19 protein-coding genes are annotated in these 23,908 nt (G+C 54.6%); 11 read left to right on the plus strand and 8 right to left on the minus strand.

The features are described from left to right. Window positions 1–72: 72 nt before the first annotated feature. The gene (parE, locus tag BUA49_RS07775; protein WP_072796604.1) at window positions 73–1,968 is read left to right on the plus strand and encodes a DNA topoisomerase IV subunit B; all 1,896 of its coding nucleotides are present in this window, start codon (window positions 73–75) and stop codon (window positions 1,966–1,968) included. A gap of 122 nt (window positions 1,969–2,090) precedes the next feature. After that, window positions 2,091–3,866, plus strand: coding sequence for an SLC13 family permease (locus BUA49_RS07780; RefSeq protein ID WP_072796605.1), 1,776 nt, complete (start codon window positions 2,091–2,093; stop codon window positions 3,864–3,866). Here BUA49_RS07780 and BUA49_RS07785 read toward each other — a convergent pair. Further along, on the minus strand, window positions 3,853–5,148 hold the full coding sequence (locus BUA49_RS07785; protein WP_072797759.1) for an EAL domain-containing protein: 1,296 nt from the start codon (window positions 5,146–5,148) through the stop codon (window positions 3,853–3,855). The genes BUA49_RS07780 and BUA49_RS07785 overlap by 14 nt on opposite strands. A 540-nt stretch (window positions 5,149–5,688) precedes the next feature. On the opposite strand from BUA49_RS07785, the gene BUA49_RS07790 reads away from it, so the two are divergent. Together BUA49_RS07790 and BUA49_RS07795 are read left to right on the plus strand one after the other, a co-directional pair. After that, a complete protein-coding gene (locus BUA49_RS07790; RefSeq protein ID WP_072796606.1) occupies window positions 5,689–6,249 on the plus strand; it encodes a cytochrome b in 561 nt (186 codons plus the stop codon). A 56-nt stretch (window positions 6,250–6,305) separates the two neighbouring features. Continuing rightward, window positions 6,306–6,887, plus strand: a complete 582-nt coding sequence (locus BUA49_RS07795; RefSeq protein ID WP_072796607.1) for a YceI family protein — start codon at window positions 6,306–6,308, stop codon at window positions 6,885–6,887. A 230-nt stretch (window positions 6,888–7,117) separates the two neighbouring features. Here BUA49_RS07795 and BUA49_RS07800 read toward each other — a convergent pair whose 3' ends face one another. Beyond that, entirely contained in the window at window positions 7,118–7,366 is a 249-nt protein-coding gene (locus tag BUA49_RS07800) for a hypothetical protein (protein WP_072796608.1), read from the minus strand. 277 nt (window positions 7,367–7,643) lie between these two features. On the opposite strand from BUA49_RS07800, the gene parC reads away from it, so the two are divergent. Next, window positions 7,644–9,938: a DNA topoisomerase IV subunit A gene (parC, locus tag BUA49_RS07805; protein WP_072796609.1), complete on the plus strand. Its 2,295-nt coding sequence runs from the start codon at window positions 7,644–7,646 to the stop codon at window positions 9,936–9,938. Next, window positions 9,931–11,163, plus strand: coding sequence for a phosphoserine phosphatase SerB (gene serB / locus BUA49_RS07810; RefSeq protein WP_072796610.1), 1,233 nt, complete (start codon window positions 9,931–9,933; stop codon window positions 11,161–11,163). The genes parC and serB overlap by 8 nt, the downstream gene beginning before the upstream one ends. A 17-nt stretch (window positions 11,164–11,180) precedes the next feature. On the opposite strand, the gene BUA49_RS07815 is transcribed toward serB, so the two are convergent. The 3 genes from BUA49_RS07815 to epmB form a co-directional block, all read right to left on the minus strand. Continuing rightward, a complete protein-coding gene (locus tag BUA49_RS07815; protein WP_072796611.1) occupies window positions 11,181–13,265 on the minus strand; it encodes an EAL domain-containing response regulator in 2,085 nt (694 codons plus the stop codon). A 189-nt stretch (window positions 13,266–13,454) separates the two neighbouring features. Beyond that, entirely contained in the window at window positions 13,455–15,263 is a 1,809-nt protein-coding gene (locus tag BUA49_RS07820; protein ID WP_072796612.1) for a GTPase, read from the minus strand. A 226-nt stretch (window positions 15,264–15,489) separates the two neighbouring features. Then, window positions 15,490–16,539 carry an EF-P beta-lysylation protein EpmB gene (gene epmB / locus BUA49_RS07825; RefSeq protein ID WP_072796613.1) on the minus strand — a complete coding sequence of 350 codons (1,050 nt, stop codon included), beginning with the start codon at window positions 16,537–16,539 and terminating at the stop codon, window positions 15,490–15,492. Window positions 16,540–16,584: 45 nt separating this feature from the next. Between epmB and efp the strand changes: the two genes are divergently transcribed. Both efp and epmA read left to right on the plus strand, forming a co-directional pair. Next, window positions 16,585–17,160, plus strand: a complete 576-nt coding sequence (gene efp, locus BUA49_RS07830; protein WP_072796614.1) for an elongation factor P — start codon at window positions 16,585–16,587, stop codon at window positions 17,158–17,160. Between the two features lie 7 nt (window positions 17,161–17,167). Further along, window positions 17,168–18,136, plus strand: a complete 969-nt coding sequence (gene epmA / locus BUA49_RS07835; protein WP_072796615.1) for an EF-P lysine aminoacylase EpmA — start codon at window positions 17,168–17,170, stop codon at window positions 18,134–18,136. A 2-nt stretch (window positions 18,137–18,138) separates the two neighbouring features. Here epmA and asd read toward each other — a convergent pair whose 3' ends face one another. Then, a complete protein-coding gene (gene asd / locus BUA49_RS07840) occupies window positions 18,139–18,996 on the minus strand; it encodes an archaetidylserine decarboxylase (protein WP_072796616.1) in 858 nt (285 codons plus the stop codon). A gap of 197 nt (window positions 18,997–19,193) precedes the next feature. Here asd and motA point away from each other — a divergent pair, with 197 nt between their 5' ends. Together motA and motB are read left to right on the plus strand one after the other, a co-directional pair. After that, a complete protein-coding gene (motA, locus tag BUA49_RS07845) occupies window positions 19,194–20,045 on the plus strand; it encodes a flagellar motor stator protein MotA (RefSeq protein WP_072796617.1) in 852 nt (283 codons plus the stop codon). A gap of 25 nt (window positions 20,046–20,070) precedes the next feature. Beyond that, on the plus strand, window positions 20,071–21,030 hold the full coding sequence (gene motB, locus BUA49_RS07850) for a flagellar motor protein MotB (protein ID WP_072796618.1): 960 nt from the start codon (window positions 20,071–20,073) through the stop codon (window positions 21,028–21,030). Between the two features lie 16 nt (window positions 21,031–21,046). Here the strand turns inward: motB and rsgA are convergent, their stop codons facing one another. Further along, complete coding sequence (gene rsgA, locus BUA49_RS07855) at window positions 21,047–22,102, minus strand: small ribosomal subunit biogenesis GTPase RsgA (protein WP_072796619.1); 1,056 nt, start codon at window positions 22,100–22,102, stop codon at window positions 21,047–21,049. Between the two features lie 109 nt (window positions 22,103–22,211). Between rsgA and orn the strand changes: the two genes are divergently transcribed. After that, window positions 22,212–22,754, plus strand: coding sequence for an oligoribonuclease (gene orn / locus BUA49_RS07860; RefSeq protein WP_072796620.1), 543 nt, complete (start codon window positions 22,212–22,214; stop codon window positions 22,752–22,754). Here the strand turns inward: orn and queG are convergent. Beyond that, window positions 22,749–23,828, minus strand: a complete 1,080-nt coding sequence (queG, locus tag BUA49_RS07865) for a tRNA epoxyqueuosine(34) reductase QueG (RefSeq protein ID WP_072796621.1) — start codon at window positions 23,826–23,828, stop codon at window positions 22,749–22,751. The genes orn and queG overlap by 6 nt on opposite strands. Window positions 23,829–23,908 lie beyond the last annotated feature (80 nt).

The raw sequence follows: 23,908 nt of genomic DNA on the forward strand, positions 1-23,908 counted from the left end.
CCGTTGATCTTTGGCCGCGAATCCCTAAGCTATGGGAACGAATTTTTCTTCCTGCGGAGTCTCTTCCTGTCTATGAGCCAGCAACAATATAACGCCGACGCGATTGAAGTACTGAGTGGCCTGGACCCGGTACGCAAGCGCCCCGGTATGTACACGGACACCAGTCGCCCGAACCATCTGGCCCAGGAAGTGATCGACAACAGTGTGGATGAGGCTCTCGCCGGCCACGCCCGCCGTATTGATGTGGTGCTGTATGCCGATGGATCGCTGAGCGTTGAAGACGATGGCCGGGGTATGCCGGTTGATCTCCATAAAGAAGAAGGGCTGCCCGGTGTTGAGTTGATCCTGACGCGGCTGCACGCCGGCGGCAAGTTCTCTCAGGCCAATTATAACTTTTCAGGCGGTCTGCACGGCGTCGGCGTTTCTGTCGTGAACGCGCTTTCGACCCACCTGGAGGTCATCATCAAGCGCGACGGTGAGCTCCACCGCATGACGTTTGCAAATGGTGAAAAGGCCTCTGAACTGGAAGTGATCGATACCGTTGGTAAGCGCAACACCGGTACCCGCATCAAGTTCACACCGGATACGAAATACTTCGACAGTCCTAATTTTTCCGTCAGCCGCCTGCGCCATAACCTTCGCGCAAAAGCAGTGCTTTGCCCCGGGCTGACCGTGACCTTTGTTCAGGAAAAAACCGGCGAGAAAGACGAGTGGTTCTATGAGGAAGGCCTCCGGGACTATCTGCGCACTGCGCTGATAGATATTGAAGTCGTTCCCCTGGAACCCTTTACCGGCAGTTTTTCCGGTAACAAGGACGCTGTTGACTGGGCGATTCAGTGGCTCCCGGAAGGCGGTGAGGCGCTGATGGAAAGCTACGTTAACCTGATCCCCACCGTTCAGGGCGGCACCCATGTAAACGGTTTACGGACAGGCCTTCTGGAAGCCATGCGTGAGTTCTGTGAGTTTCGTAACTTGCTGCCACGAGGTGTGAAGCTTTCTCCCGATGATATCTGGGATAGGGCGGCTTATGTACTTTCGTTCAAGATGCAGGAACCGCAGTTTTCCGGTCAGACCAAAGAGCGCTTGTCCTCACGGGAAGCGGCAGGGTTTATTTCCGGTGTGGTCAAGGATGCCTTCAGTTTATGGCTGAATCACCATACCGACGTGGCCGAGGTGCTGGCGGAGCTATTCATCAGCAATGCCCAGCGTCGGTTAAAGGCAAACAAGAAGGTGGCTCGCAAAAGGGTCACATCCGGCCCGGCCCTGCCCGGCAAGCTTGCCGATTGCTCCGGTGGCGATACCGCCCGCTCTGAGCTGTTTCTGGTTGAAGGTGACTCCGCTGGCGGCTCAGCCAAGCAGGCGCGTGATCGTGAGTTCCAGGCGGTCATGCCATTGCGGGGAAAGATCCTGAACACCTGGGAGATAGATTCCAGTGAGATTCTGGCTTCACAGGAGATTCACGATATCGCTGTGGCTATAGGTGTCGACCCCAACTCGGATCGGCTCGATGGCTTGCGCTATAACAAAGTCTGTATTCTCGCTGACGCAGACTCTGATGGCCTGCACATTGCGACGCTTCTCTGTGCTTTGTTTCTTAAACACTTCCGCCCGGTTGTTGCTGCCGGCCATGTGTTTGTCGCCATGCCACCGTTGTATCGGGTGGATCTCGGCAAGGAAACTTTCTATGCCCTCGACGAGCATGAAAAGCAGGGTATTCTCGATCGCATAGAGGCGGAAAAGCGTAAGGGCAAGATTTCCGTAACCCGCTTTAAGGGGTTGGGTGAAATGAACCCGCTTCAGCTCCGGGAGACCACTATGGCGCCGGATACCCGCCGCCTGGTCATGCTGACCATCGAAGAAGGTGATGATACCGACAGCCGGATGGATATGCTCCTTGGCAAGAAGCGCGCGTCTGACCGGAGAGCCTGGCTCGAGGCCTATGGCAATATGGCGGATGTAGCTGGCTGATGGTCCAGAGGCGTTCTGCTCGCGATTTATTTCGTTTAGGTCTATAAAAAGAATTCGTTATTCTTTTTAATTATCCATAAAGCTCGTTATTCTGCCCGTTTTCTGATCGGGAAGAACCGTAGATGGGCTGGCAAGGCTGGTTTGCGCTGGGCCTCGCTGGCGCCGCGCTGTTACTTATGAGTTCAGGACGCTATGCGCCTCATTTAGTCATGATGGGTGTGCTTGTGGTGCTGAGTGCCAGTGGCATTATTTCGGCCGATCAGGCGTTGGCGGGTTTCAGTAACACCGGGTTGATCACTGTTGTTGCTCTGTTTGTGGTGGCTGCGGGTATTCATCATTCCGGCGGAGTTGACCTGCTGGTGAGGCACCTGCTTCGAAACCCGAAGACGGTTCGCTCTGCCCAGGCGAGGATTACGCTTCCGGTTGCCCTGTTGAGCGGCTTTCTCAATAATACGCCGGTAGTGGCCACAATGATTCCGGCGGTTCATGCCTGGTCCCGGAAGATCGGAATTGCGCCTTCCAAACTGATGATTCCTCTCAGCTACTCCGCCATTCTTGGTGGCACGCTGACCATGATTGGCACCAGTACCAACCTGGTCGTTAATGGTCAGTACCAGCAACTGACCGGTGATGCCGGGCTTTCCATATTCTCCATCACCGCCGTTGGGCTGCCGGTAGCGATTCTCGGCATTGCCGCAATTTTACTGTTTATGCCCAGAGCACTGCCAAACCGGGAGGACCGGCACAAATTCGGTTCCATGAGGGAGTTTACTCTGGAGGTTGCGGTTGCGTTTGATGGGCCGCTGGTTGGCAAGGCTGTAGGTGAGGCCGGTTTGCGGGAACTGGAGCGGCTTTACCTGGTAGAGATTGAGCGCGACGGCAGCGTGGTAACAGCAGTTTCTTCCGAGGAGCGCCTGCGCGGCGGAGACAGACTTGTATTTGCCGGTGACACCCAGGCGATTTCCGACTTGCTGCGCATTAATGGCATTGTGCCCTCTGTACACGCGGACGAGCCCAGCCTGAGCAAGGACCGTGCAGAGCGCTGCCTGATGGAAGCGGCTTTGTCCCCTCAATCAGACGTGCTTGGCCAGACCATTCGCGATGCGCGGTTCCGTGAGCGTTATGGGGCGGTCGTTTTGGCGGTCGCCCGGGGGGGTGCGAGGGTATCGGGAAACCTCGGCAACATTCGTCTCAAGCCCGGCGATGTGCTTTTGCTCGAAGCCCGGCCAGCGTTTGTGAGCCGTCAGCGCTACAACAAGGATTTTCTGCTTATAAATGACCTGGGAACCGAGACTCCAAGGCATGATCGTGCCTGGTTGTCCTGGGCAGTGCTGGTTGTTTTGGTAGGGCTTGCTGCCTGTGGTGTTCTCAGCATGCTGAATGCCGCTTTACTGGGTGCAGCCCTGATGATACTGAGCGGCTGCTGCTCAGTAGGGCAGGCACAGAAATCCGTTGATGCGCCCGTGGTTCTTACCATTGCTGCCTCTTTTGCCCTGGGTGCAGCCCTGCAGCAGACCGGGGCAGCAAGCTATGTCGCAGACGCCATTCTTGGCCTCAGTAAGGGGCACGTATTGCTGGCTCTTTTTCTGGTCTATTTTTCGGTGTCTGTGCTTACGGAAGTCATTACGAACAATGCGGCGGCTGTTCTGGTTCTCCCGGTGGTGTTGTCGATGACCACTACCATGGGGGTTGCGGCTGAACCGTTTGTGATCGCGGTGATGATGGCCGCATCGGCCAGTTTTGCAACGCCTTTGGGCTACCAGACCAATATGATGGTATTTGGCCCAGGTGGTTACCGGTTCCGGGATTTCATGCGGGTTGGCCTGCCAATGAATCTTTTTATTGGCCTGGTCTCTGTTGTAGCCATTTCCGTGGTGTACGGAATCAGACCGGGTTGACAGAAGGTTGGGGCGGATTGGCGAGAATGTCGCAGCACAGCACGCGCAGCTCGCTTTCATGAGTAAAGCACAGTGAAAGAGTGACACACATGTAGGCGCCGGTTACGCAGAGATAGGGCGCTGTGACGTGGAGGTTGCCGGGCTGAGCCAATGCCTGCCGAAGGTACTGTTGCCGGTACCAGTCCGCCTTGCTGGTGCTCTCAAGCGGCTTGAAGCGCGGGTCCAGGTTTCGGGTTCCGGTGTCCGATATCAGTGTGTCCTCAATCTGAACGCCTTTGTCATCCGCCAGATAACAGCGTGAAACCGTGTGGTGACTCAGTAGTGTGCTACAAGCCCGGGCCATGGCAGCGCCGGTTTGCAGTTGCTCGGTAGCTTTATGAAAATCCCGCTGAAAAAAATCCACCAGCTGGCGGGTCGGGTCCCGGGTTATCTGGTGACACGCTTTGTACTCTCGCAGTAGCTGGTCAAAGTCTGGCTGTGCATTGCAGAGCTTTGCCAGATCAGTACTGGGACGGCAGAAGTAAAACCCCTGAACAAAATCCACACCAGCATCAATGGCAATCATGGCCTGATCGCTGGTTTCCACACCCTCCAGTAAAACCAGGCACCCCGACTGATGCAACAGTGAAACGATACCGTTCAGTATCTGTCGTGCCTTGTGGTCTTCCGTCGCCCGCGTCAGCAGTTTTCGATCCAGCTTTACGATGTCCGGCGACAGATTCCAGATTCGCTCAAAGTTGGAGTGCCCGGCACCAAAGTCATCGATGGCAGTCAGGCATCCCAGTTGTCGATAGTAGGCAACGGTGTCACGCAGGCGTTCAGCATCATCGGTTGGCTGTTCGACAATCTCGATAACGACCCGGTGTGGCGGCAGCTTGGTTTGTGCAAGTAATTCGCCGAAAAATGAATCTGCCTGGCTGCCACTGGTTACAACCCGGGGGGAAACGTTCAGAAACAGCCAGTTGAGCTGATCCTTTAGGCCACTGTAATTCTGGATGTGCAGATACCGACACAGCCGGTCCAGGAGGAGAGCCTCAGCATCTGAGGTTGGTAGCTCAAAAAGATGTATCGGCAGGACGCTGGCGTTATCCGGGTCCAGCGCCCGAATCAAGGCTTCATAGCCAACGGTTCGTTTGTGGGAAATGCTGTAAATGGGTTGCAGAGCCGTGCTCAGAATCAATCCGCGAAAGTCCGCCGTCCAGACATCGCCGTTTCTGTGTAGCAGCGGCGACAACACGTCCAGTTCTGGGTCTGTCAGCTTTGCCGGGAGGGAATGCACCATAGTGAGTTCTGAGTCATTGAACGAATGCATCAGGTGCTATTGAAGATAAGCGCCTGAATGATCACTGATCAGTCACAGCTGAAACCGGAAAAAGCCTGAGTAAACTGATAGTTGGGAGAGAGATTGCCAAAAAGCGGAGAGTATTACCACTGTTTCATGAAGAAACTGGAAGTGGTTTGCAATTATTTCGCAGTTTAAGTGTGAGTTGCAGAGAATAGGGCGGCCCCGTACAGGGGCCACGCAAAATCAGTTGTTGCTTGGAATTACAACGGATTCGTCAAATTCAAGTTCCATGTCCTGTCCTCTCGTTCAATGAGGCCCCCGACGGGGCAATTCAGCATGGATAAAGTCTATCGGGTCTATGGTTTTTAACAATCCGTAAAACCCGTATGAGACCAAAGGCAAACACCCGCGAGGGCCCAGGCGCATGATCAGAATTTTTGATGATAGGGGGCAAAACATTCCGATTTCCTTTGCGAGTGTGGCTACCTATACTTTAAATCGTGAGTTACAGACAAGGAATAAAAGGCCGCAGTTACCATGCAATTAAGTAATACATCGTTCAGCTATGGCTTTGTGGCAATTGTTGTTCACTGGGTTGCTGCTGTGGTCGTGTTTGGAATGTTTGCTTTGGGATTCTGGATGGTTGACCTGACGTACTACAGCGAATGGTATCAACGTGCTCCGGACATCCATCGCAGTGTCGGCGTTTTATTGTTTTGCTTGATGGTGTTTCGGCTACTTTGGCGCTTGTTTACAGCATCCCCTGATCCGTTGGACGGGCATAAGCTTTGGGAGGTTCTCAGTGCCCGAATAGCTCACGGTTTTCTGTACGTTCTTGTCTTTGTCGCGATGGCGAGCGGGTTTCTGATTTCAACTGCTGATGGCTCATCCGTGAGCGTGTTTGGCTGGTTCGAAGTGCCATCCGTAACAGGCCAGATTAAACGGCTTGAAGATACTGCAGGGTTGGTACATTACTGGAGCACTTGGGCTTTGGTTGCTCTTGCGCTGATTCACGCAGCGGGAGCACTGAAACATCATTTTGTTGACCGGGATAAGACCCTGCGCCGGATGCTTGTTCCCGAGCGTCGGGATGATTGATTCCCGTAAAGCTACTCTGGATAAGAGTGTTTCTGTTTTTTTTAAAAGGAGAAATTATGGAAAAGTTACTGCTTGCATCGGCCGTTTCCATGACGCTTATAGGGAGCGTTCATGCCAGTGAACACAGCGGCACCTATGATTTTGATAATGAAGGTGCTCACCAGTTCATCACCTTCAAAATTTCGCACTTGGGCTATAGCTGGCTTTATGGTCGATTCAACGATTTTGATGGTCAGTTTGTTTACGATGCTGAGAACCCGCAAAACAGCTCGGTAAACGTAACCATTGATGCGTCCAGTGTGGATTCGAACCACGCTGAGCGGGACAAGCACCTGCGCAGCGAAGATTTTCTGCATGTGGGTGAGTATCCGGAAGCGAGCTTCAAGAGTAAGCGTGTAGAGGTTGATGGCGACGGCGAGGCAGACATTGTCGGCGACCTCACGCTGCGCGGTGTGACCCGTGAAGTTACCCTGGACGTGGAAATGTTGGGCCACGGTAAAGACCCTTGGGGAGGCTATCGTATGGGGTTTGAGGCCGAGACTGAGCTGCGTCTTGAAGACTTCGGCATTCCTATGAGCCTTGGGAAGGCGTCCGAAACCGTAGAGATTACGATCTCCGTTGAAGGTATTCGTCAGTAAATCTGGCCGCCCGCTATGACAGATCCCGGGGTTAAACCCGGAATCTGCCTGTCTGTTTTTCCAGCTCTCGTGTATGCCCGTCAAGAGACTGGCTGGTACCGTCAATTTCTTCTGATCTGGTCGCGCTTTCCGCCGCGTCCTGACTCCCGGTTTCCATTACAGAAACGATATTTGCGACGCATAGTGGGCTGTGAGGAATTTATTGAGGGGCGGTTACCCGGCCATGATATTCAGGCGTCAGTGTGTAGGCTTCGATGTGTTGCGCGTTCATCACAAGCACGGCAAAGATGCCGTTGGCGCCAGAACTGAGCGCCAAAAATAACCAGCCATATCAGCAGGCCTGCCCAGAGATAGGTTGCAGGAACCTGGAAGCTGCCGCTGATTGCAAACTCCACAAGAAGCATCAGAACGACTGCCAGTGCCGCATTCACCATTGCCGTAGCCATGGCTTGCCCGCAGGCTTTGAGATTAGGTTTCATAGTGTTCCGCTTGTTTGGAGGGAAAACGGTCTTCTATTAATCACTGACAGCGAGCATACGGTGCACCTTACAGACTCTCCATGCGGGAATTCCGCTATTGGAATCGATATGTTTGGCGTCGATGAGCCATTTTGGCCAATAAGTCCGCAGGTTGTTGGTGTATCAGCCCGGTGCTCCATATAATGTCCCACTGCACTGGTCCCGTGATTATTCCGGGCGCACAAGGTAGCATCACGGACTCCTTCAAAATCAGGCAATACAGGCAAAAGAGGCATCCATGCCAGAGTTTCAGACGACGGATGAGGGCTTTGAGCGGGTTTCACTCAGGGACTACACGGAAAAAGCCTATCTCGACTACTCCATGTACGTCATTCTTGATCGGGCACTTCCCAATGTCGGGGACGGGCTGAAGCCGGTCCAGCGACGCATAATTTACGCCATGTCAGAGCTGGGTCTGAAGTCCACGTCGAAATACAAAAAATCTGCCCGTACCGTGGGTGACGTGCTGGGTAAGTTTCACCCGCACGGGGACAGTGCCTGTTATGAAGCCATGGTGCTGATGGCTCAGCCATTTTCCTATCGTTATCCGCTTGTTGACGGCCAGGGTAACTGGGGTGCGCCCGACGACCCCAAATCATTTGCGGCCATGCGGTATACCGAATCACGGCTTGCGCGCTTTGCTGACGTGCTGCTCACGGAACTCGGTCAGGGCACCGTGGACTGGACGCCCAACTTTGACGGCACCATGGACGAGCCCTCGGTGCTGCCGGCGAGGCTGCCTCACGTGCTGCTCAATGGCACAACCGGCATCGCCGTGGGCATGGCGACCGACATCCCGCCCCACAACGTAAGGGAAGTAACCGCAGCCTGTATCCGGTTGCTGGACGATCCGGATGCAACTGTTGACCAGCTGTGTGAACACGTAAAAGGGCCGGATTTCCCAACGTACGCGGAAATTATTACGCCCCGTAAGGATCTGCGCCAGATGTATGAGACTGGCCGGGGCTCGCTGCGTATGCGGGCTCGCTGGGTGCGGGAAAATGGTGAGATTGTGGTGACGGATCTGCCGCACCAGGTTTCCGGTAACCGTGTGCTTGAGCAGATTGCGCACCAGATGCAAACCAAAAAGCTGCCTATGGTGGCGGACCTCCGTGACGAGTCCGATCATGAGAATCCTACCCGGCTTGTTATTGTGCCGCGCTCCAATCGCGTAGAACTCGACGGGCTGATGGCCCACCTGTTTGCCAGCACGGACCTTGAGAAAACCTACCGGGTGAATATCAACGTAATTGGTAACGATGGCCGTCCGGGCGTGAAAGGTCTGCGCCAGATGCTGACAGAGTGGCTGGCGTTTCGACGCACCACGGTCACCCGGCGTTTGCAGCACAGGCTCGATAAAGTACTGGCGCGCTTGCACATTCTTGAAGGTCTGTTGATTGCCTACCTGAATATTGATGAAGTTATCCATATTATCCGCACGGAAGATAAACCCAAGGCGGTCTTTATGGAGCGTTTCGGGCTGTCTGCGGATCAGGCCGAATCCATTCTTGAGCTGAAATTGCGGCATTTGGCCAAGCTTGAAGAAATGAAGATTCGCGGTGAGCAGGACGAGCTGGCCGCAGAGCGGGACGAACTTCAGACTATTCTCGGTTCTGAAGATCGTTTGCGCGAGTTGATCAAGAGCGAGCTGCAGGCAGATGCTGAAACCTACGGCGACGACCGTCGCTCTCCGATTGTTGAGCGTGAAGAGGCCAGGGCGTTCAGTGAAAATGATCTGGTTTCCAATGATCCTGTTACCGTGGTTTTGTCTGACAAAGGTTGGGTGCGCGCCGCCAAGGGCCATGATATCGATCCGGACGGGCTGAGCTACAAGTCTGGCGATCGTTTTGCTTTCGCAGCTCGAGGCCGTAATAACCAGCAGACAATCTTTCTCGACTCCACTGGCAGGGCGTATTCACTGATGGCTCATAGTCTGCCTTCAGCCAGAGGGCAGGGCGACCCCCTGACGGGAAGAATCAATCCTCCATCGGGAGCGAGCTTCTCGGGCTTGCTGATGGGCGACCCTGCTCGCAAGACGCTGTTGGTGACTGATGGAGGTTATGGGTTTGTGACCTCGCTGAATGACATGATCAGCAAAAACCGTAACGGCAAGGCCGTGGTCAGTGTGCCGAAAGGAGCTAAGATCATGCCGCCGGTGGTTATTCCCATTACTGAGAAGGCCTTGTATCTGGGGGCGATATCCAACGAAGGCAGAATGCTTATTTTCCCTCTCAGCGAATTGCCGGAACTGAGTAGGGGTAAGGGCAACAAGATCATCAGTATTCCCTCAGCTCGGGTGCAGAGCCGTGAGGAGTATGTGGTGGCAATAGCTGTGTTCGCCAAGGATGACCAGCTGGAAATTCGTGCGGGTAAGCGCAAGATGGGCCTGCAATTCAGCGATCTTGAGCACTATCTGGGCGAGCGTGGCCGGCGCGGGCACAAGCTGCCCAGAGGGCTGCAGCGTGTGGATGCTATTGACGTTATCCCCTCCGCCGCCCGGGCAAAGGAAGAGGAGAGTTCTGAAAGTGAGTGAGCTGGTTCTGATTAACGTATCCGGGCGCGACAAGCCCGGGCTCACCTCGGAGATTACCGGCATCATGGGCCGGTACGACGTGCGGATTCTCGATATCGGTCAGGCGGTTATTCACGATCACCTGACCTGGGGGATTCTCATTGAAATACCGGATGAGTCGAAATCCTCCCCGGTGATCCGTGACCTGCTGTTCCGTCTGCACGCGCTGGATCTTCAGGTCAGGTTTGCGCCGATTACCGTAGATGAATACCTGTCCTGGGCAGAAGGTCGTAACCGGGCCTGTTATATCGTTACTTTGCTTTCCCGTGATATCAAGGCGGAGCAGATTGCGAGGGTCTCTGCGATCACGGCGCGCCACGGTCTGAACATCGACAATATTTCCAGACTGTCGGCAAGGCCTTCGCTCAACACGGCTGGCAACGGGATTGCCTGCGTAGAATTTTCAGTACGCGGCACGCCCTCGGATCTTGAGCAGCTCAGAGCCGACTTCCTGCACATTGCCGGCGAGATGAATGTGGATATCGCGTTCCAGGAAGATTCCATCTTCCGGCGGAACCGTCGTCTGGTGGTGTTTGATATGGACTCCACGCTCATTGAAGCCGAAGTAATTGATGAGCTTGCCCGGGAGGCTGGCGTTGGCGAGCAGGTCGCGGAGATTACCGAGCGTGCGATGCAGGGGGAGCTAGACTTCAGCCAGAGCTTTGCCGAGCGTCTGTCGCTGCTCAAAGGCCTGGATGAATCCGTATTGGAGCGTGTTGCCGGCCGCCTGAAGATGACGGAGGGCGCGGAACACCTGATTCGAAGCCTGAAAGGGTTGGGTTACCGCACAGCGATTCTTTCCGGTGGCTTCACCTACTTTGCCCAGCACCTTCAGAACAAGCTGGGTATCGATTACGTTTACGCTAACGAGCTGGAGATCCGCAATGGCAAGGTGACCGGTGAGGTTTCCGGCCAGATCGTGGATGGCAAGCGCAAGGCAGAGCTGTTACTGGAAATTGCCGAAAAAGAGCATATTTCCCGGGAACAGGTAATCGCTGTGGGGGATGGAGCCAACGATCTGCCGATGCTGAGTCAGGCAGGCCTCGGCGTTGCATTCCGGGCCAAGCCTCTGGTGAAGGAGTCTGCTCGCCACGCTATCTCGACACTTGGCCTGGACGCTATCCTCTACCTCATCGGCTTTCGCGAAAGTGAAGCGAATCAGGGGCTGAAGAACGCCGGTTTCTGAACCGGCGCCTCTCAGTCTCAGTTATCGCCAAAGTCGTAATTCATCTCCGGTACCGGTGCCTGCAGGTAGTAACCCTGAATGTAGTTCACGCCGGCCTGCCAGAGTGTTGCAAGAATAGCGGCGTTTTCCACCAGTGGGATAATGGTCAATTTGCCGGCGCTTTGCAGGCTCTTCACCATTTCCTTTACCTGCTCCCTGGCTTCCTCATTTTTCTGGATTTCTTCCGTGAAGGAACCGTCAATTTTCACATAATCCGTATCAATGTGTTTCAGGGTGTTGAAGGGGTTCAGTGCGCAGCCAAACTGGGCAATGGACACCTTGCAATGAAGCTGGTGCAGCGCTTTGGTGAAGTCCTTGGCCTGCTTCATGTAATTGTTCGCATCGCCTTCGCGAATCTGGAAAATCAGTGAGTCCCCGGGCAGGCGCGCTGCTTTCAGGGCCACGCTCAGCCACGGTGTGAAGGTTTTGTCCTGCAGGGTCTCCGCCGTCACGTTGAGGAACATGCGGGTATCGCTGCCTCTGGAACGGTGGCTCGATAACTGTTTGATAGTTTGCAGGATAACCCAGCGGTCGATCTTGATGGCGGTGTCGCTTGGTCCCATGGGAGGGAGAAAATCGTAAGGTGATACTTCTTTGTCATCCTTATCGAGCATTCTCACGAAGGCTTCGTAGTGCTCTTCCCCTTCACCGCGAAGGTTGATAATGGGCTGAAACAGGAGCCGGAAACGGTTCTCATCCAGTGCTTTCAGTATGGCATCTATGGAGTTGCTGTCATCCAGCGTTTCGTAATCTGCCGGGTTGTAGGCGCGAATACCATTGCCCTGATCCTGGCCTTCCTGCTTGCGTACTTCTGATGATGCAGTATGGGCCCGGGCCATAAGCTCTTCGGCTTTTGGCGAGTTTTCGGTGATAGAGGCAATGCCGATACTGACGGTCAATGGAACCGAACGACCGTTGATATCGAACAGGTGTTCATCCACTGCTTTGCGAACTTGTTCACACCGGTTGGTCAAGGATTTCTCATCGCAGGGGAGGCACAGTAAGCCGAATGCGTCATCACTGAGGCGCGCCAGCATCAGGTCATCTCCTGCCTCTTTTTTCAGGAGACTGGCCAGATCGCCCAAAAGCATATCTGCACCGGAAATGCCCACTTGGCCTTTCATGGTCATAAAATTATCAAGAGCAATGTACGCCAAGGCACCGGTTTCATTGTTTTTTCCGGCATTGGCAATGGCCTGTTCGAGCTCTTTCATCAGGTATTGCCGGTTATACAGGCCGGTAAGGAGATCCTGGCTGCTGATTTCGCGTAATTTCTCTTCCAGCTCTGCATCGCTGTGCTCCGGCTGGAGCACGATCTGTGTGCACACTTCGCTATCGTAGGTTGCAGCGGACACCGACATGGTCACGTTCAATTCATGATCATCGCTGCGCTTCGCTGTGCAGTTGATGGTCATGCCATCTTCACCTTTCTCCGCGAAAGATTTCATGAACGTCTTGTAGTAGTTCTGGCTTTCGGGCGTTAGCGTGTCGAGAATGGGAACACACATCAGGTCATCAATATCGTCGTAACCCAGGAACTCCAGGTAGGACTGGTTGGCATAGATGTGCATGCCATCATTGATATAGGCAATGGCATCTTTAGAGCTTTCCAATAGCAGCTGGCACCGCTGCTCGGCTTCACGCAGATGGGACTCCAATGCTCTGCGGCGGCGGCGATCTTCAAGCGCTGCAAGTTCACGCTTGGCCTTCAGTATCAGCAAATCGTTGTGGCCGGATTGCACCGTGCCCTGGGCGCCAGCTTTCATGACGGCCACCGTTCTTTCGCGGCTTTCTTCTTCTGTCAGAAACAGGCACGGAATGTCTTTGTCCATGCGTCGGATCATGGCCAAGGCGTTATCTGCTGAGAACTCTTGCTCGATATCACGGGCCAGAAGAAGATCCCAGTTGCTGTTTTTCAGAGCTTCTTCCAGATCTTCTTCGGAGGTAATGCGGTGTGCCCGGGTGGCTTTGCCAGCATTTCTGAGCAGGCTTACCAGGGATTCTGCATCATTCTGGGAAGGATCGAGGATCAGCAGGTGTACGGTGGCGTTCTGTTTCTGCATTCCTAAGACGTCTCATAATACAGGTTGGCTGAGCCGGCCCCGGCAGAGAGGAATTCTGCCATAAAAACAGTATCTTGAAGGAAACTGTGAACTGGTACTGCGAGACCGGGCTGTCACTATCGCTGAATAATGCAGGGGTTGAGGCTCAATAACAAGCCTCCGACGGATTTACGGGGGCGCCGGAGGCTTTCAGAGAGATGGCCACAGCGAATCGAAATCGTCTTCACTGTTACCAGACGATCTTGATGGGATTGTGGCCGTCGAGGCTGCGGCATTATTATGAAGTTTCAGCTCAAACTGGCTGATGCTGCCGGTTGAGGAAACCTTCTTCAATAACTGTCCCTGCTCCTCTCTGCCGCTATGCAGCAGAGAAATCCGGCTGCCGGGCTGGAAAGGCAGTCGGGGGGTGAGCAAAGTGGCAGCCTGGTTGACAACACTGATCTCAGGCAGCATCAGGCCGCGCAGATACTCACTGCTATTGCCGACTTTCTGAAGCAGGCGGACACCGCAGGGTGAACCGCTGGGCGCCAGAAGCTCGATGCCAATCTGAGTGCCCTGATTTCTGATTTGCCGGATCCAGCGAACGACCGCAATGCTCCATGGATGAGTGCGCTGCTCTCGCACTCCAAGGATCTCTCCTGCCTGCATCGACGGCGGAACACCGGTCTCCCACGAGACGCAGTAGCCACCAGGGCTGGTATTTACCAGTAGCGTGATATGTGATCTGGGGCGGCTTTTATCGGTTGCGGGTGTCGGTGTATTCCCGAAACTGCCACGATAATTGATTGGCGTATCTGCGGAGTGCAGGTGCTCATCGCTCGGAGAGGCATCAGGGGCGCCTGCCCATGCGTCGCTGCGCTTGCGGGACGCGCGGATAAAAAGGTTTTCGTCATCCGGATCGCCGTTGTCATTGCCGGTTACGAACTCGGTAAATGACTTTTCGCCGGCAATGAAGTAGTGCGCTGCAGAGAGCCCTACGCAGACTTCCAGTGTGCCCTGGCTGGAAATCCGGTTGAAATTCCGTTTTGCCAGAATTCCCAGAGCCTGGCTCAGGTGAGTGAGCAGGGTGTCGTTGACATTGCCCGGTATTTTCAGAGTTCCGGGTGCCGGAAGTTGGCGAAGACGGGCATCGAGATTTTCGGAAATTGTGGCTGCCAGCTCGCGGGTGTCAAATCCTAAGCTCTCATCCCCGGGCTTGGCCTCGAGCAGGCTTCTGTAAATCGGAGAGCTGTCGCGCTCCATATTGACAACGAAAAGGGTGTCTTCTCCGATGTCCGGCCCGCAGCGAGTTTGCTCGGTCCAGGACTCAAACAGCTCGTATGCCTGAAGCAGTTCGGATTGTCTGAGTTGGTTGGGTCTTGCGCAGCCCAGAAGTAAAAGGCGCTTGTAGCTATCGGCGACAGTACTTGCCAGCCTCTGTTTCAAGGTGCCGTCTTCTACGGTTACGTCAGAAAGCTTGTTGCGGTGAGCAAACCGGAACATGCGGTGACATTCCAGCCAGCTTTGTGCCGGGCTCGGGCAATAGAGTTGGTGCGATCTCAGAATGGTCGAAGCAAGCTCGGACGTGGCCCGGTGGATAGCAGTAGCAATCAGTTTGCGGTTTTTGTCCAGGCCGCCGTCGTCTAACGCCTCCAGAAGGCAAAGTTTGTAGCCGCTGGCAAGGTGGAGCTGGAGCGCCTGGGAAAGATTGGCGATTTTGCGTTGCTTCTCTGGCAAGGCCACTGCAAGCCCGAGGTAGTGACGGGAAAGCTCACTGCAGACGAAATGAATCTGCTCGCGAATCAGTTCAAGGAACTGCAGGCGGTGCTGGGGCGCAAGAAACAGATGGTTGAGTTCAATGATCGCGTGATAGAGCTGGCGCGATACTTCGCCAATATTGGCCATGGGAAGCTGGTTGATCCAGACCTTGAATGCCTTGGGCGTGGTACCGCAGAACGACAGACTGGCCGTTTTCTGCTCGGGAACACGGAGATCTGGTTTGAGGATCATGCCTTCCATGAATTTGCGCCAATATCAGGACAACGTTTCGTATTCCGGGTTCTCAGATACCGCACAGCAGACACTGCTGTGGCACGTTGGATTACCAGGAAAACACCGTAAATACATATTTTTACAAAATAGACGGTACTGGACTTTAAAGCAGCAAACCAGTGTAAAAAAGCGAGAAAATCGCGTGTTGACAATGTTTGACATGTGAAATCGGGCCAGCTTTGCATAAAAACCATTAAAGAGCTTCCGAATACAGGTCAATGGGCGTCTTGGTTGCTTCTCCGGGAACTTCGCGAACCAGCCGTGGAACCAGAAAGCCCGGCAGTCTGGACAGCAGTTCCCGAACCAGCAAGCGGGCCTCGTCGTCGGATACGTCAAAATGCTGAGCACCGGCGACCGGGTCAAATGCATGCAGGTAGTAGGGCAGGACGCCCGCATCAAACAGCGCCTCGCTTAAATCCTCCAGCACACCAGCATCATCATTGACGCCCCTTAGAATGACGCTCTGGTTCAGCAATGTTGCGCCCGCTGAACGGAGGTAACTCAGAGCGCGGCGGGTTGGCTGGTCAATTTCTGCCGGGTGATTAATGTGCAGCACTATAACAACCTGCACCGGTGTGCTGCTGATCCACTTCAGCAGCGTGTTACACACTCGTTGCGGTATCACCACCGGGAGGCGGGTATGCAGGCGTATACGGCGGATGTGAGGGATGCTGCTGATGGCCGACGCCCACTGGGCCAGCAGCTGATCGTTGACTGCCAGTGGGTCGCCGCCGCTGAAAATGACTTCATTGATTTCCGGGGATGCCGCGAGCGTATCCAGCACCCGTTGCCGGTCGGCCGGGCTCAGGCGCTGTTCGTCGTAGGGGAAGTGACGGCGAAAACAGTAGCGGCAGTTAATGGCACACTGGCCGGTCACCATGAGCAGGGCCCGGCTGCGATACTTTCGGATCAGACCAGTGGTCTGAATCGCATCGTCTTCCTGCAGCGGATCGGTTACAAAACCCTCTACAGTGTTTGTCTCGAGATCCATAGGCAGTACCTGTCGCAGCAGCGGGTCTGCCGGGTTTCCTTTTTCCATTCGCGCCAGAAAAGGATCTGGAACCCTGACAGGAAACAACCGATGGCCAGCCTCGGCGCCGGCCAGCCAGATCTCTGCGGGCAAGTCCAGCCTTGCCAGCAGTTCTCGTGGCGAGGTTATCGAGTCGGAAAGCAGTTGTTGCCAGCTCCGGTTATCATCGCCTGAAAGCCGGGCTTCTATAGAGGCGGGGGTTCGCTGTATCATAGCGGCCTTCGAATTTTAAACAGCATTTTGGCAGGTGGACATTTCATGGCTTCATATTCTACCAACGAATTTCGCAGCGGTCTTAAGGTTTTGCTGGATGGAGACCCCTGTATCATTCTTGATAACGAACTCGTAAAACCGGGTAAAGGCCAGGCGTTTAATCGCGTCAAGCTGCGCAACCTGATGAGTAACCGGGTATGGGAGCGTACCTTTAAATCTGGCGAAAGTCTCGAAGCAGCAGACGTTATGGACCAGGATATGGAATACCTCTACACCGACGGGGAATTCTGGCATTTCATGCTCACCGATGGCTCTTTCGAGCAGTATCCTGCTGATGCAAAAGCTGTCGGTGACACGCTCAAGTGGCTGAAAGAACAAGACGTCTACACCGTAACTCTTTATAACGGTGCACCCCTGACGATAACCCCACCAAACTTTGTTGAGCTGGAAGTGGTTGAAACCGACCCCGGCATGAAAGGTGATACCGCCCAGGGCGGCTCCAAGCCCGCAACCCTGTCTACCGGCGCGGTTGTGAGCGTACCCCTGTTTATCACCATCGGCGAAGTGCTCAAGGTCGACACCCGCTCTGGTGAGTACATGAACCGGGTAAAAAGCAGCTGATACCTCTATGAAAAACCAGCCTGACTGGCAGCCCACTGCCTCTTTGGCAACTCTGAAAAGCCGCGCACAACAGTCATCCTTTGTGCGCGGCTTTTTCGTGCAACGCGGTGTGCTGGAAGTCGAAACCCCGGTACTTGGCCGCTGCGGTGTAACTGAGCCTAACCTCGATGGTGTATCCGTACAGGTAAGCGCCCAGGGCGTTGAAGGCGGCTGGCTTCAGACCTCTCCTGAATACCATATGAAACGACTGCTGGCCGCAGGCTCCGGTTCGATCTACCAGATCTCAAAAGTCTTTCGCAACGGTGAGCGCGGCCGCCGCCACAACCCCGAGTTTTCCATGCTCGAGTGGTACCGCACAGGCTTGGACGATGTCGCCCTGATGACAGAAGTCTCCGACCTGGTGTGCGGCTGGCTGAAATGCCCCCGGCCAAAAACAACAAGCTATCGCCAGGCAATGATCGACTGGGCAGGCATCGACCCTTTTGTAATATCAGCAAGTGAACTGCACCAGCGCTGCCGGCAGTGGCTGGAGCCAGAGCAGCTGAAAGACCTCAGCCGCGACGGCTGTCTGGATCTACTGATGAGCTTTGCCGTCGAGCCCAACCTGGGCAACGAAACCCCGGTATTCATCAACCAATACCCGGCGACTCAAGCCTCCCTGGCCAGAATCTCCCAGGTTGACGGTTTCGACGTAGCCCACCGCTTCGAGCTCTATATCGACGGCCTGGAATTATGCAACGGTTACTGGGAGCTCACCTGCGCCGACGAACAACGCAACCGCTTCGAAGCAGACAACCGCCTGCGCAAAGCCGCCGGAAAACCCGAAATGAACGTCGATGAAGCCTTCCTGGCCGCCTTGGAGCAAGGCTTGCCGGACTGCGCCGGCGTAGCCTTAGGGCTTGATCGCTTGCTAATGCTCAAGATCGGCACCCGCGATATTGCAGATGTTTTGGCGTTCCCGCTAGAGCGAGCTTGAGGTCAGGCGCTAACTTGACCAAATGCCTCACCCATACGAACCCGCTTCCCCGCAACCTGCTCAGCATCCCAGCTAACGCTACCCTTAGGCATAACCATCACCACCGTAGAACCTAAGCGGAAACGCCCCATCTCCTCGCCTTTGGCAAACGAAATGGCGCTCTCACCTTCATAGGTGATCGCCTTTACACCACTGTTATTGGGCACCACAATCCCCGCCCAAGGCGTCTCAACGCTGCCCACAATCATCGCGCCCACAAGAACCAGCGCCATAGGGCCCGCCGCTGTATCAAAAATACAGACAACACGCTCATTACGGGCAAACAGATTAGGAACATTCTCCGCAGTGGCCGGATTTACCGAAAACAGCTTGCCGGGAACATAAACCATTTCCCGAAGCGTGCCCGCCAGAGGCATGTGAACGCGATGGTAATCCCTGGGGGATAGATACAGGTTTGAAAACTCGCCCCCTGAGAAGGCTTCCGCCCGCCGAGTGTCTCCGCCGAGCAGTTCGGTCAGGCTGAAAGACTGGCCCTTGGCCTGGAACACCCGGTCGCCGGTCACCTGGCCAAGTTGGCTTATTGCGCCATCCACGGGGCTTACAAAGGTGCTTTCGCCTTCGGCAACAGGGCGGATGCCGGGCTTCAGCGCCCGGGTGAAAAATGCGTTAAAGCTGGCGTAGGCGGTCGGATCCTGCTCGGCGGCCTCGCTCATGTCTACGCCATAGCGCTTGACGAACCATTTGACCACTCGATTTTTGAGCGCAGGGGTGCGGTCATTGTCTGCAAGGCGGCCGGCCAAGTGCGAAACCGCGAGCTGCGGAGTGACGTACTGACTCAGAACAAACAGCTTGTCGAACATTGAAAGAGATCCTCTGCGTTCAAAGACACAAAGTTTACCAAATAGTACTGCAAGAGTGTTGCGCAGACGTCTGTATGTATAGAAATTGTTTCATGGCTTCGCGGATAATGCAGAGGCTTGCTATGATCAGACCAGAAAATGCATGATCATTACCGGCACTGGCCGATACCCTCAATATAAAGGCTTACATTCTTCCCATGCTACTTATTATTGGCTCAGTGATTGTCATTGCCAGCGTTCTTGGTGGATATGTCCTCCACGGCGGCAATCTTATGGTGTTGTGGCAACCGACAGAGCTGCTCATTATCTTCGGCGCAGCTATTGGCTCTTTTGTGATTGCCAACCCGCTGCATACCGTGAAAGACGTATTTGCCGGCATTTTGCGCCTGCTGACGGGCTCACCGTTCAACAAGTCCTACTACATGGATTTACTGAGCATGCTCTACGAGATTTTTGATAAATCCCGCAAGCAGGGGGTTATGTCCATCGAAGAGGATATTGATAACCCGGAATCCAGTCAGATATTCAGCCGTTACCCGGCCATTATGAAATCGAAGACGTTGCTCGATTTTATTACGGACTACCTGCGCATAATCAGCGCGGGAAACATGGCTACCCATGAGCTGGAAGGCATGATGGAAAACGAAATTGACAGCCGCCAGCACGAACTTGAAGAGCCCGCTCACGCAGTGAACAAAATTGCGGATGCCCTGCCGGGTCTGGGTATCGTCGCGGCGGTGCTTGGTATCGTGATCACCATGAACTTTCTGAGTGAAGGGCCTGAGCGCATTGGTTTGAGTGTGGCAGCGGCACTGGTGGGCACCTTTCTGGGCATCTGGATGGGCTATGGCTTTGTTGGGCCAACCTCCATCGCCATGGAACATGCTGCAAAATACGAACTCAAAGCCTACGAATGCGTCAAATCTGCAATTGTGGCAACGGTTTCAGGACAGGCGCCCCAGATGGCCATCGAATTTGGTCGCAAGGCGCTTCCCACGGACAAGCGGCCTGGATTTCAGGAACTGAACGATCACGTGCGCGCCAAATAGCGCAACCTGAACCCGGAGCGGACTTGTGGAACAGCAGCCGATCATCATCAAACGTAAAAAAGTCATTGCTGCGGGCCACCATGGTGGTTCCTGGAAAGTGGCTTTTGCCGACTTCGCAACGGCGATGATGGCGTTTTTCCTGGTGCTTTGGCTTACTGCGACCGCGTCACCGGAACAGATAAAAGCGGTGGAAGGCTATTTTCGCGATCCTGTCGGCTTCACTGAAGGCGGATCGCCCAGCCCGGTGGATCTTGAAGGCAGTGCGTCAGTCATCAATGAGGCCAGCCCAAATATAGAACCAGGTCAGATTGCGATCAACGACAATGTTGTAGATAAGTTGTCAGAAACCCTTGAGCAGAGACGGATGGAAGAGTTGTTTCAGGAGCTGAAGCAACGAATTGAAGAGAATGAAACTCTGCAGGAGTTCAAGAATCAGCTGCTGATCGATATCACTGACGAGGGGCTGCGAATCCAGATAGTTGACCGTTCCGGTCGCCCCATGTTTGATAGTGGCAAGGCTGAGTTGAAATACTACTCACAGGAAATTCTGTTCGAACTGGCAAAAACTCTTGGGGCAGTCGATAACAAACTCAGCATTACCGGCCATACCGACGCCACCCCCTTCGGGGGACGCCCTGGTTACACCAACTGGGAGCTTTCAGCAGACCGTGCCAACACTGCTCGCAGGGCACTGGTTGCCGGTGGCGTGCGCGGCCAGCAAATAGCGCGGGTTGTTGGGCTGAGCGATTCTATACTGTTTGATCAGGGCGAGCCCACGGCACCGGTAAACCGTCGCATTTCCATCATCGTGCTCAACAAGAAAACAGTGAACAGCATTCAAAGCAGCGCCAGCGCAAAAGGTGCCCCCCTGATCGATCTCACGGTTCCTTCTGAAAAAGAGCAGGAAAAGGCCATGGAGAACCTGGAAAGCGGCGACTGGATGAAGGAGAAAGCAGAACCCGCACCGGGCGAGCTGAACTGGTAGTTCGCACGGTGCGGTATCAGTTGGCTTTTAAGCCCCGCGACTGCTGCTCCGCCATATCCTGAAGAATGCGGTGAAAGCTTCGCAGACGTTCCGGGCTGAGTTTGCCCGCCTCTGCCGCCGCATCAATGGCACAGCCGGGATCGCCCATGTGCCTGCAGTTGCGGAATTTGCAGTAGCCGATTACATCGCGAATCTCGCGAAAGCCGTACTCGATTTCTTGCGGCGACATATGCCACAGACCAAACTCCCGGATCCCTGGCGAGTCAATCAGATCTCCGCCCATCGGCAGGTGAAATAGCTTCGCCGTAGTGGTCGTGTGAACACCCTTGCCTGTGCTTTCAGAAACCGCACCAACGCGAATCGCCTCATCAGGCATCAGCGTCTGGATAATTGACGATTTGCCAACCCCCGACTGGCCCACAAAAGCGCTCGTTTTGTCCTTCACCAGAGCTTCAACCTCCGGCGAAGGCCCGCCGTCGAACTGAACCGCTGAGGTGCGCACTACCTCATAGCCCAGCGCCGCGTAGCGCGCCAGCAAAGCGTCAATCGGCGCGCGGTTTTGATCGTTAATCAGATCTGTCTTGTTCAACAGAATAACAGCCGGAATATCCGTGATCTCAGAAGCCACAAGATACCGGTCAATCAGATTGTCATGGGGCTCCGGCTCCGGCGCAATCACCAGGATAATATGATCAATATTCGCTGCCACCGGCTTCACAGCACCAAAGTTATCCGGACGCTGCAATAAGTTATCGCGCTCACAGCGGGCAACAATCACACCCGTCTCATTCTTGCCAGGTCGCCAGACAACCCGATCGCCTGTCACCAGGCTATCAATATTCGCTCTAACAAAGCAGCGCAGAACATCACCCTTGTGTTCACCCTCTAAGGCTTCTACATCAAGCTGTTGCCCATAGTGAGCAATGATTAGTCCTTCCTGCTCCGGCCCCAGTTCACCGGCTTCGGCCTGCGCCTGAACTGACTTCTCCTTGCGAGCCGCGCGGGCAGCACGCTCCTCCTGAACCTTCTTGATCCGGAATTGCTGTTGCTTGTTCAGTTGCCGTTTTGCCATAAGGTCTCAGATAACACGGATGAAAGTGGTGTCGTTGCTATGCCATCATACCGGAATAATGACTATTCAGCTCCACCTACTCTAAAGTCAAAGAATTGAGGAACACAGAATGTCAGCAGGCAAATACCTGGTTTGGATTGATCTGGAAATGACCGGCCTTGATCCGGAAAAAGAACGCATCATCGAGATGGCCACCATCATCACCGATTCAGAACTGAATCTTGTGGCCGAAGGCCCGGTCATCGCGGTCCATCAGCCCGACAACCTGCTCGACGCGATGGATGAATGGTGCACCCGAACCCACGGCGAAAGCGGCCTTACCAAACGCGTCCGCGAAAGCAAAGTCTCCGAGGCCGAAGCCGAGCAACAGACCATCGCTTTCCTGAAAGAGTACATGGAATCGGGTAAATCCCCCTTGTGCGGTAACAGCATCGGCCAGGATCGCCGCTTCCTCGTGAAATACATGCCCCAGCTCGAAGACTTCTTTCACTACCGCAACCTTGATGTCTCCACAGTCAAAGAACTGGCCCGCCGCTGGCGACCGGACGTACTGCAAGGTGTTAAAAAACAGGGCAGCCATCAGGCGCTGGACGACATCCGCGATTCCATCAACGAACTGCGCCATTACCGGGAGCACTTCTTCAAGCTATAAGTCGTGCTGTGCCAAGGCCCACTGAACATGCTCGCGGACCATATCGGATGGATGGTCTGCGCGCTTTTTAAGGGCTTCAATCACCGGGATAGTAGAGGGCGCGTTGCCCAGCCCCACCGCCAGATTTCGTAACCAGCCCTCGTATCCCGTGCGGCGAATAGCCGAGCCCTCGGTTCGCTTCAGAAATTGCTCTTCAGTCCACAGAAACAACTCCGCCAAAGAACTGTTGTCCAGACCGTGTCTGGGCTGAAAGTCATCTTCGCGGGCGGGTTTGCTGAACTTCTGCCAGGGGCAGACGAGTTGGCAGTCATCGCAGCCGAAAACCCGGTTACCCATGAGCGAACGTAACTCCTCCGGAATGCTGCCTTTAAGTTCGATGGTGAGATAACTGATGCAGCGCCGGGCATCCAGCTTGTGCGGCCCCACAAAAGCATCCGTGGGGCACAGTTCGAGGCAGGCGGAGCAGCTGCCGCAATGGTCGGTTTCAAAGGCGGCGTCTACCGGCAGAGGCGCGCTGGTAAATATTTCGCCCAGGAAAAAGAACGACCCGGCCTTCGGATGTATCAGCATGTTGTTCTTGCCAATCCAGCCCAGCCCCGCCCTTTGTGCCAGCGCTCTCTCCAATACAGGTGCACTGTCTACAAAGGCTCGATAATCATAGCCGCTTACCGCATCGTCAATCCGCTTTGCCAGGGTTGCCAATCGCTTGCGGATCAGCTTGTGATAATCACGGCCAAGGGCGTAGCGAGTGATATAGGCGTTTTCCCGGTTAGTAAGCGCTTCTTTCGGGCTGTCGGGTGCAGGCAGATAATCCATGCGCACGGAGATTACCCGGGTTGTGCCCGGCACCAGCGATTTCGGCGTATACCGCTTGTCTCCGTGGTCGGCCATGTATTCCATCTCGCCCTGATAACCTTTATCCAGCCAGTCTTGCAGGTGCTGGGCATGTTCACCGGTATCTGCGGTTGTGATACCCGCATCCGAAAACCCGAGTTCTCTGGCCCATTGCCGGATAAGTGTCGGCAAATCAGCCAGTTCTGGTGTCAGAGATGTGTTGGTTTCAGTCGTGCTCATAGGCTCCGTTGATGTAACTGCCTCGCAGGCGCTGGGGGTAAGGATATTTAATTTGATTAAGTTATGACCTTTTCCACGGT

It is taken from the genome of Marinobacter antarcticus (genome assembly GCF_900142385.1).
Classification (GTDB): domain Bacteria; phylum Pseudomonadota; class Gammaproteobacteria; order Pseudomonadales; family Oleiphilaceae; genus Marinobacter; species Marinobacter antarcticus.

Bases quoted from the DNA above. Each gene is read 5' to 3' on its own strand.
- BUA49_RS07790 (WP_072796606.1), top strand. From the start codon at position 5,689: ATGCAATTAAGTAATACATCGTTCAGCTATGGCTTTGTGGCAATTGTT.
- rsgA (WP_072796619.1), bottom strand. From the start codon at position 22,102: ATGGCAAAACGGCAACTGAACAAGCAACAGCAATTCCGGATCAAGAAG.
- BUA49_RS07800 (WP_072796608.1), bottom strand. From the start codon at position 7,366: ATGAAACCTAATCTCAAAGCCTGCGGGCAAGCCATGGCTACGGCAATG.
- BUA49_RS07780 (WP_072796605.1), top strand. From the start codon at position 2,091: ATGGGCTGGCAAGGCTGGTTTGCGCTGGGCCTCGCTGGCGCCGCGCTG.
- queG (WP_072796621.1), bottom strand. From the start codon at position 23,828: ATGAGCACGACTGAAACCAACACATCTCTGACACCAGAACTGGCTGAT.
- efp (WP_072796614.1), top strand. From the start codon at position 16,585: ATGGCTTCATATTCTACCAACGAATTTCGCAGCGGTCTTAAGGTTTTG.
- asd (WP_072796616.1), bottom strand. From the start codon at position 18,996: ATGTTCGACAAGCTGTTTGTTCTGAGTCAGTACGTCACTCCGCAGCTC.
- orn (WP_072796620.1), top strand. From the start codon at position 22,212: ATGTCAGCAGGCAAATACCTGGTTTGGATTGATCTGGAAATGACCGGC.
- parC (WP_072796609.1), top strand. From the start codon at position 7,644: ATGCCAGAGTTTCAGACGACGGATGAGGGCTTTGAGCGGGTTTCACTC.
- BUA49_RS07815 (WP_072796611.1), bottom strand. From the start codon at position 13,265: ATGCAGAAACAGAACGCCACCGTACACCTGCTGATCCTCGATCCTTCC.
- BUA49_RS07820 (WP_072796612.1), bottom strand. From the start codon at position 15,263: ATGGAAGGCATGATCCTCAAACCAGATCTCCGTGTTCCCGAGCAGAAA.
- parE (WP_072796604.1), top strand. From the start codon at position 73: ATGAGCCAGCAACAATATAACGCCGACGCGATTGAAGTACTGAGTGGC.
- epmB (WP_072796613.1), bottom strand. From the start codon at position 16,539: ATGATACAGCGAACCCCCGCCTCTATAGAAGCCCGGCTTTCAGGCGAT.
- BUA49_RS07795 (WP_072796607.1), top strand. From the start codon at position 6,306: ATGGAAAAGTTACTGCTTGCATCGGCCGTTTCCATGACGCTTATAGGG.
- motA (WP_072796617.1), top strand. From the start codon at position 19,194: ATGCTACTTATTATTGGCTCAGTGATTGTCATTGCCAGCGTTCTTGGT.
- BUA49_RS07785 (WP_072797759.1), bottom strand. From the start codon at position 5,148: ATGGTGCATTCCCTCCCGGCAAAGCTGACAGACCCAGAACTGGACGTG.
- epmA (WP_072796615.1), top strand. From the start codon at position 17,168: ATGAAAAACCAGCCTGACTGGCAGCCCACTGCCTCTTTGGCAACTCTG.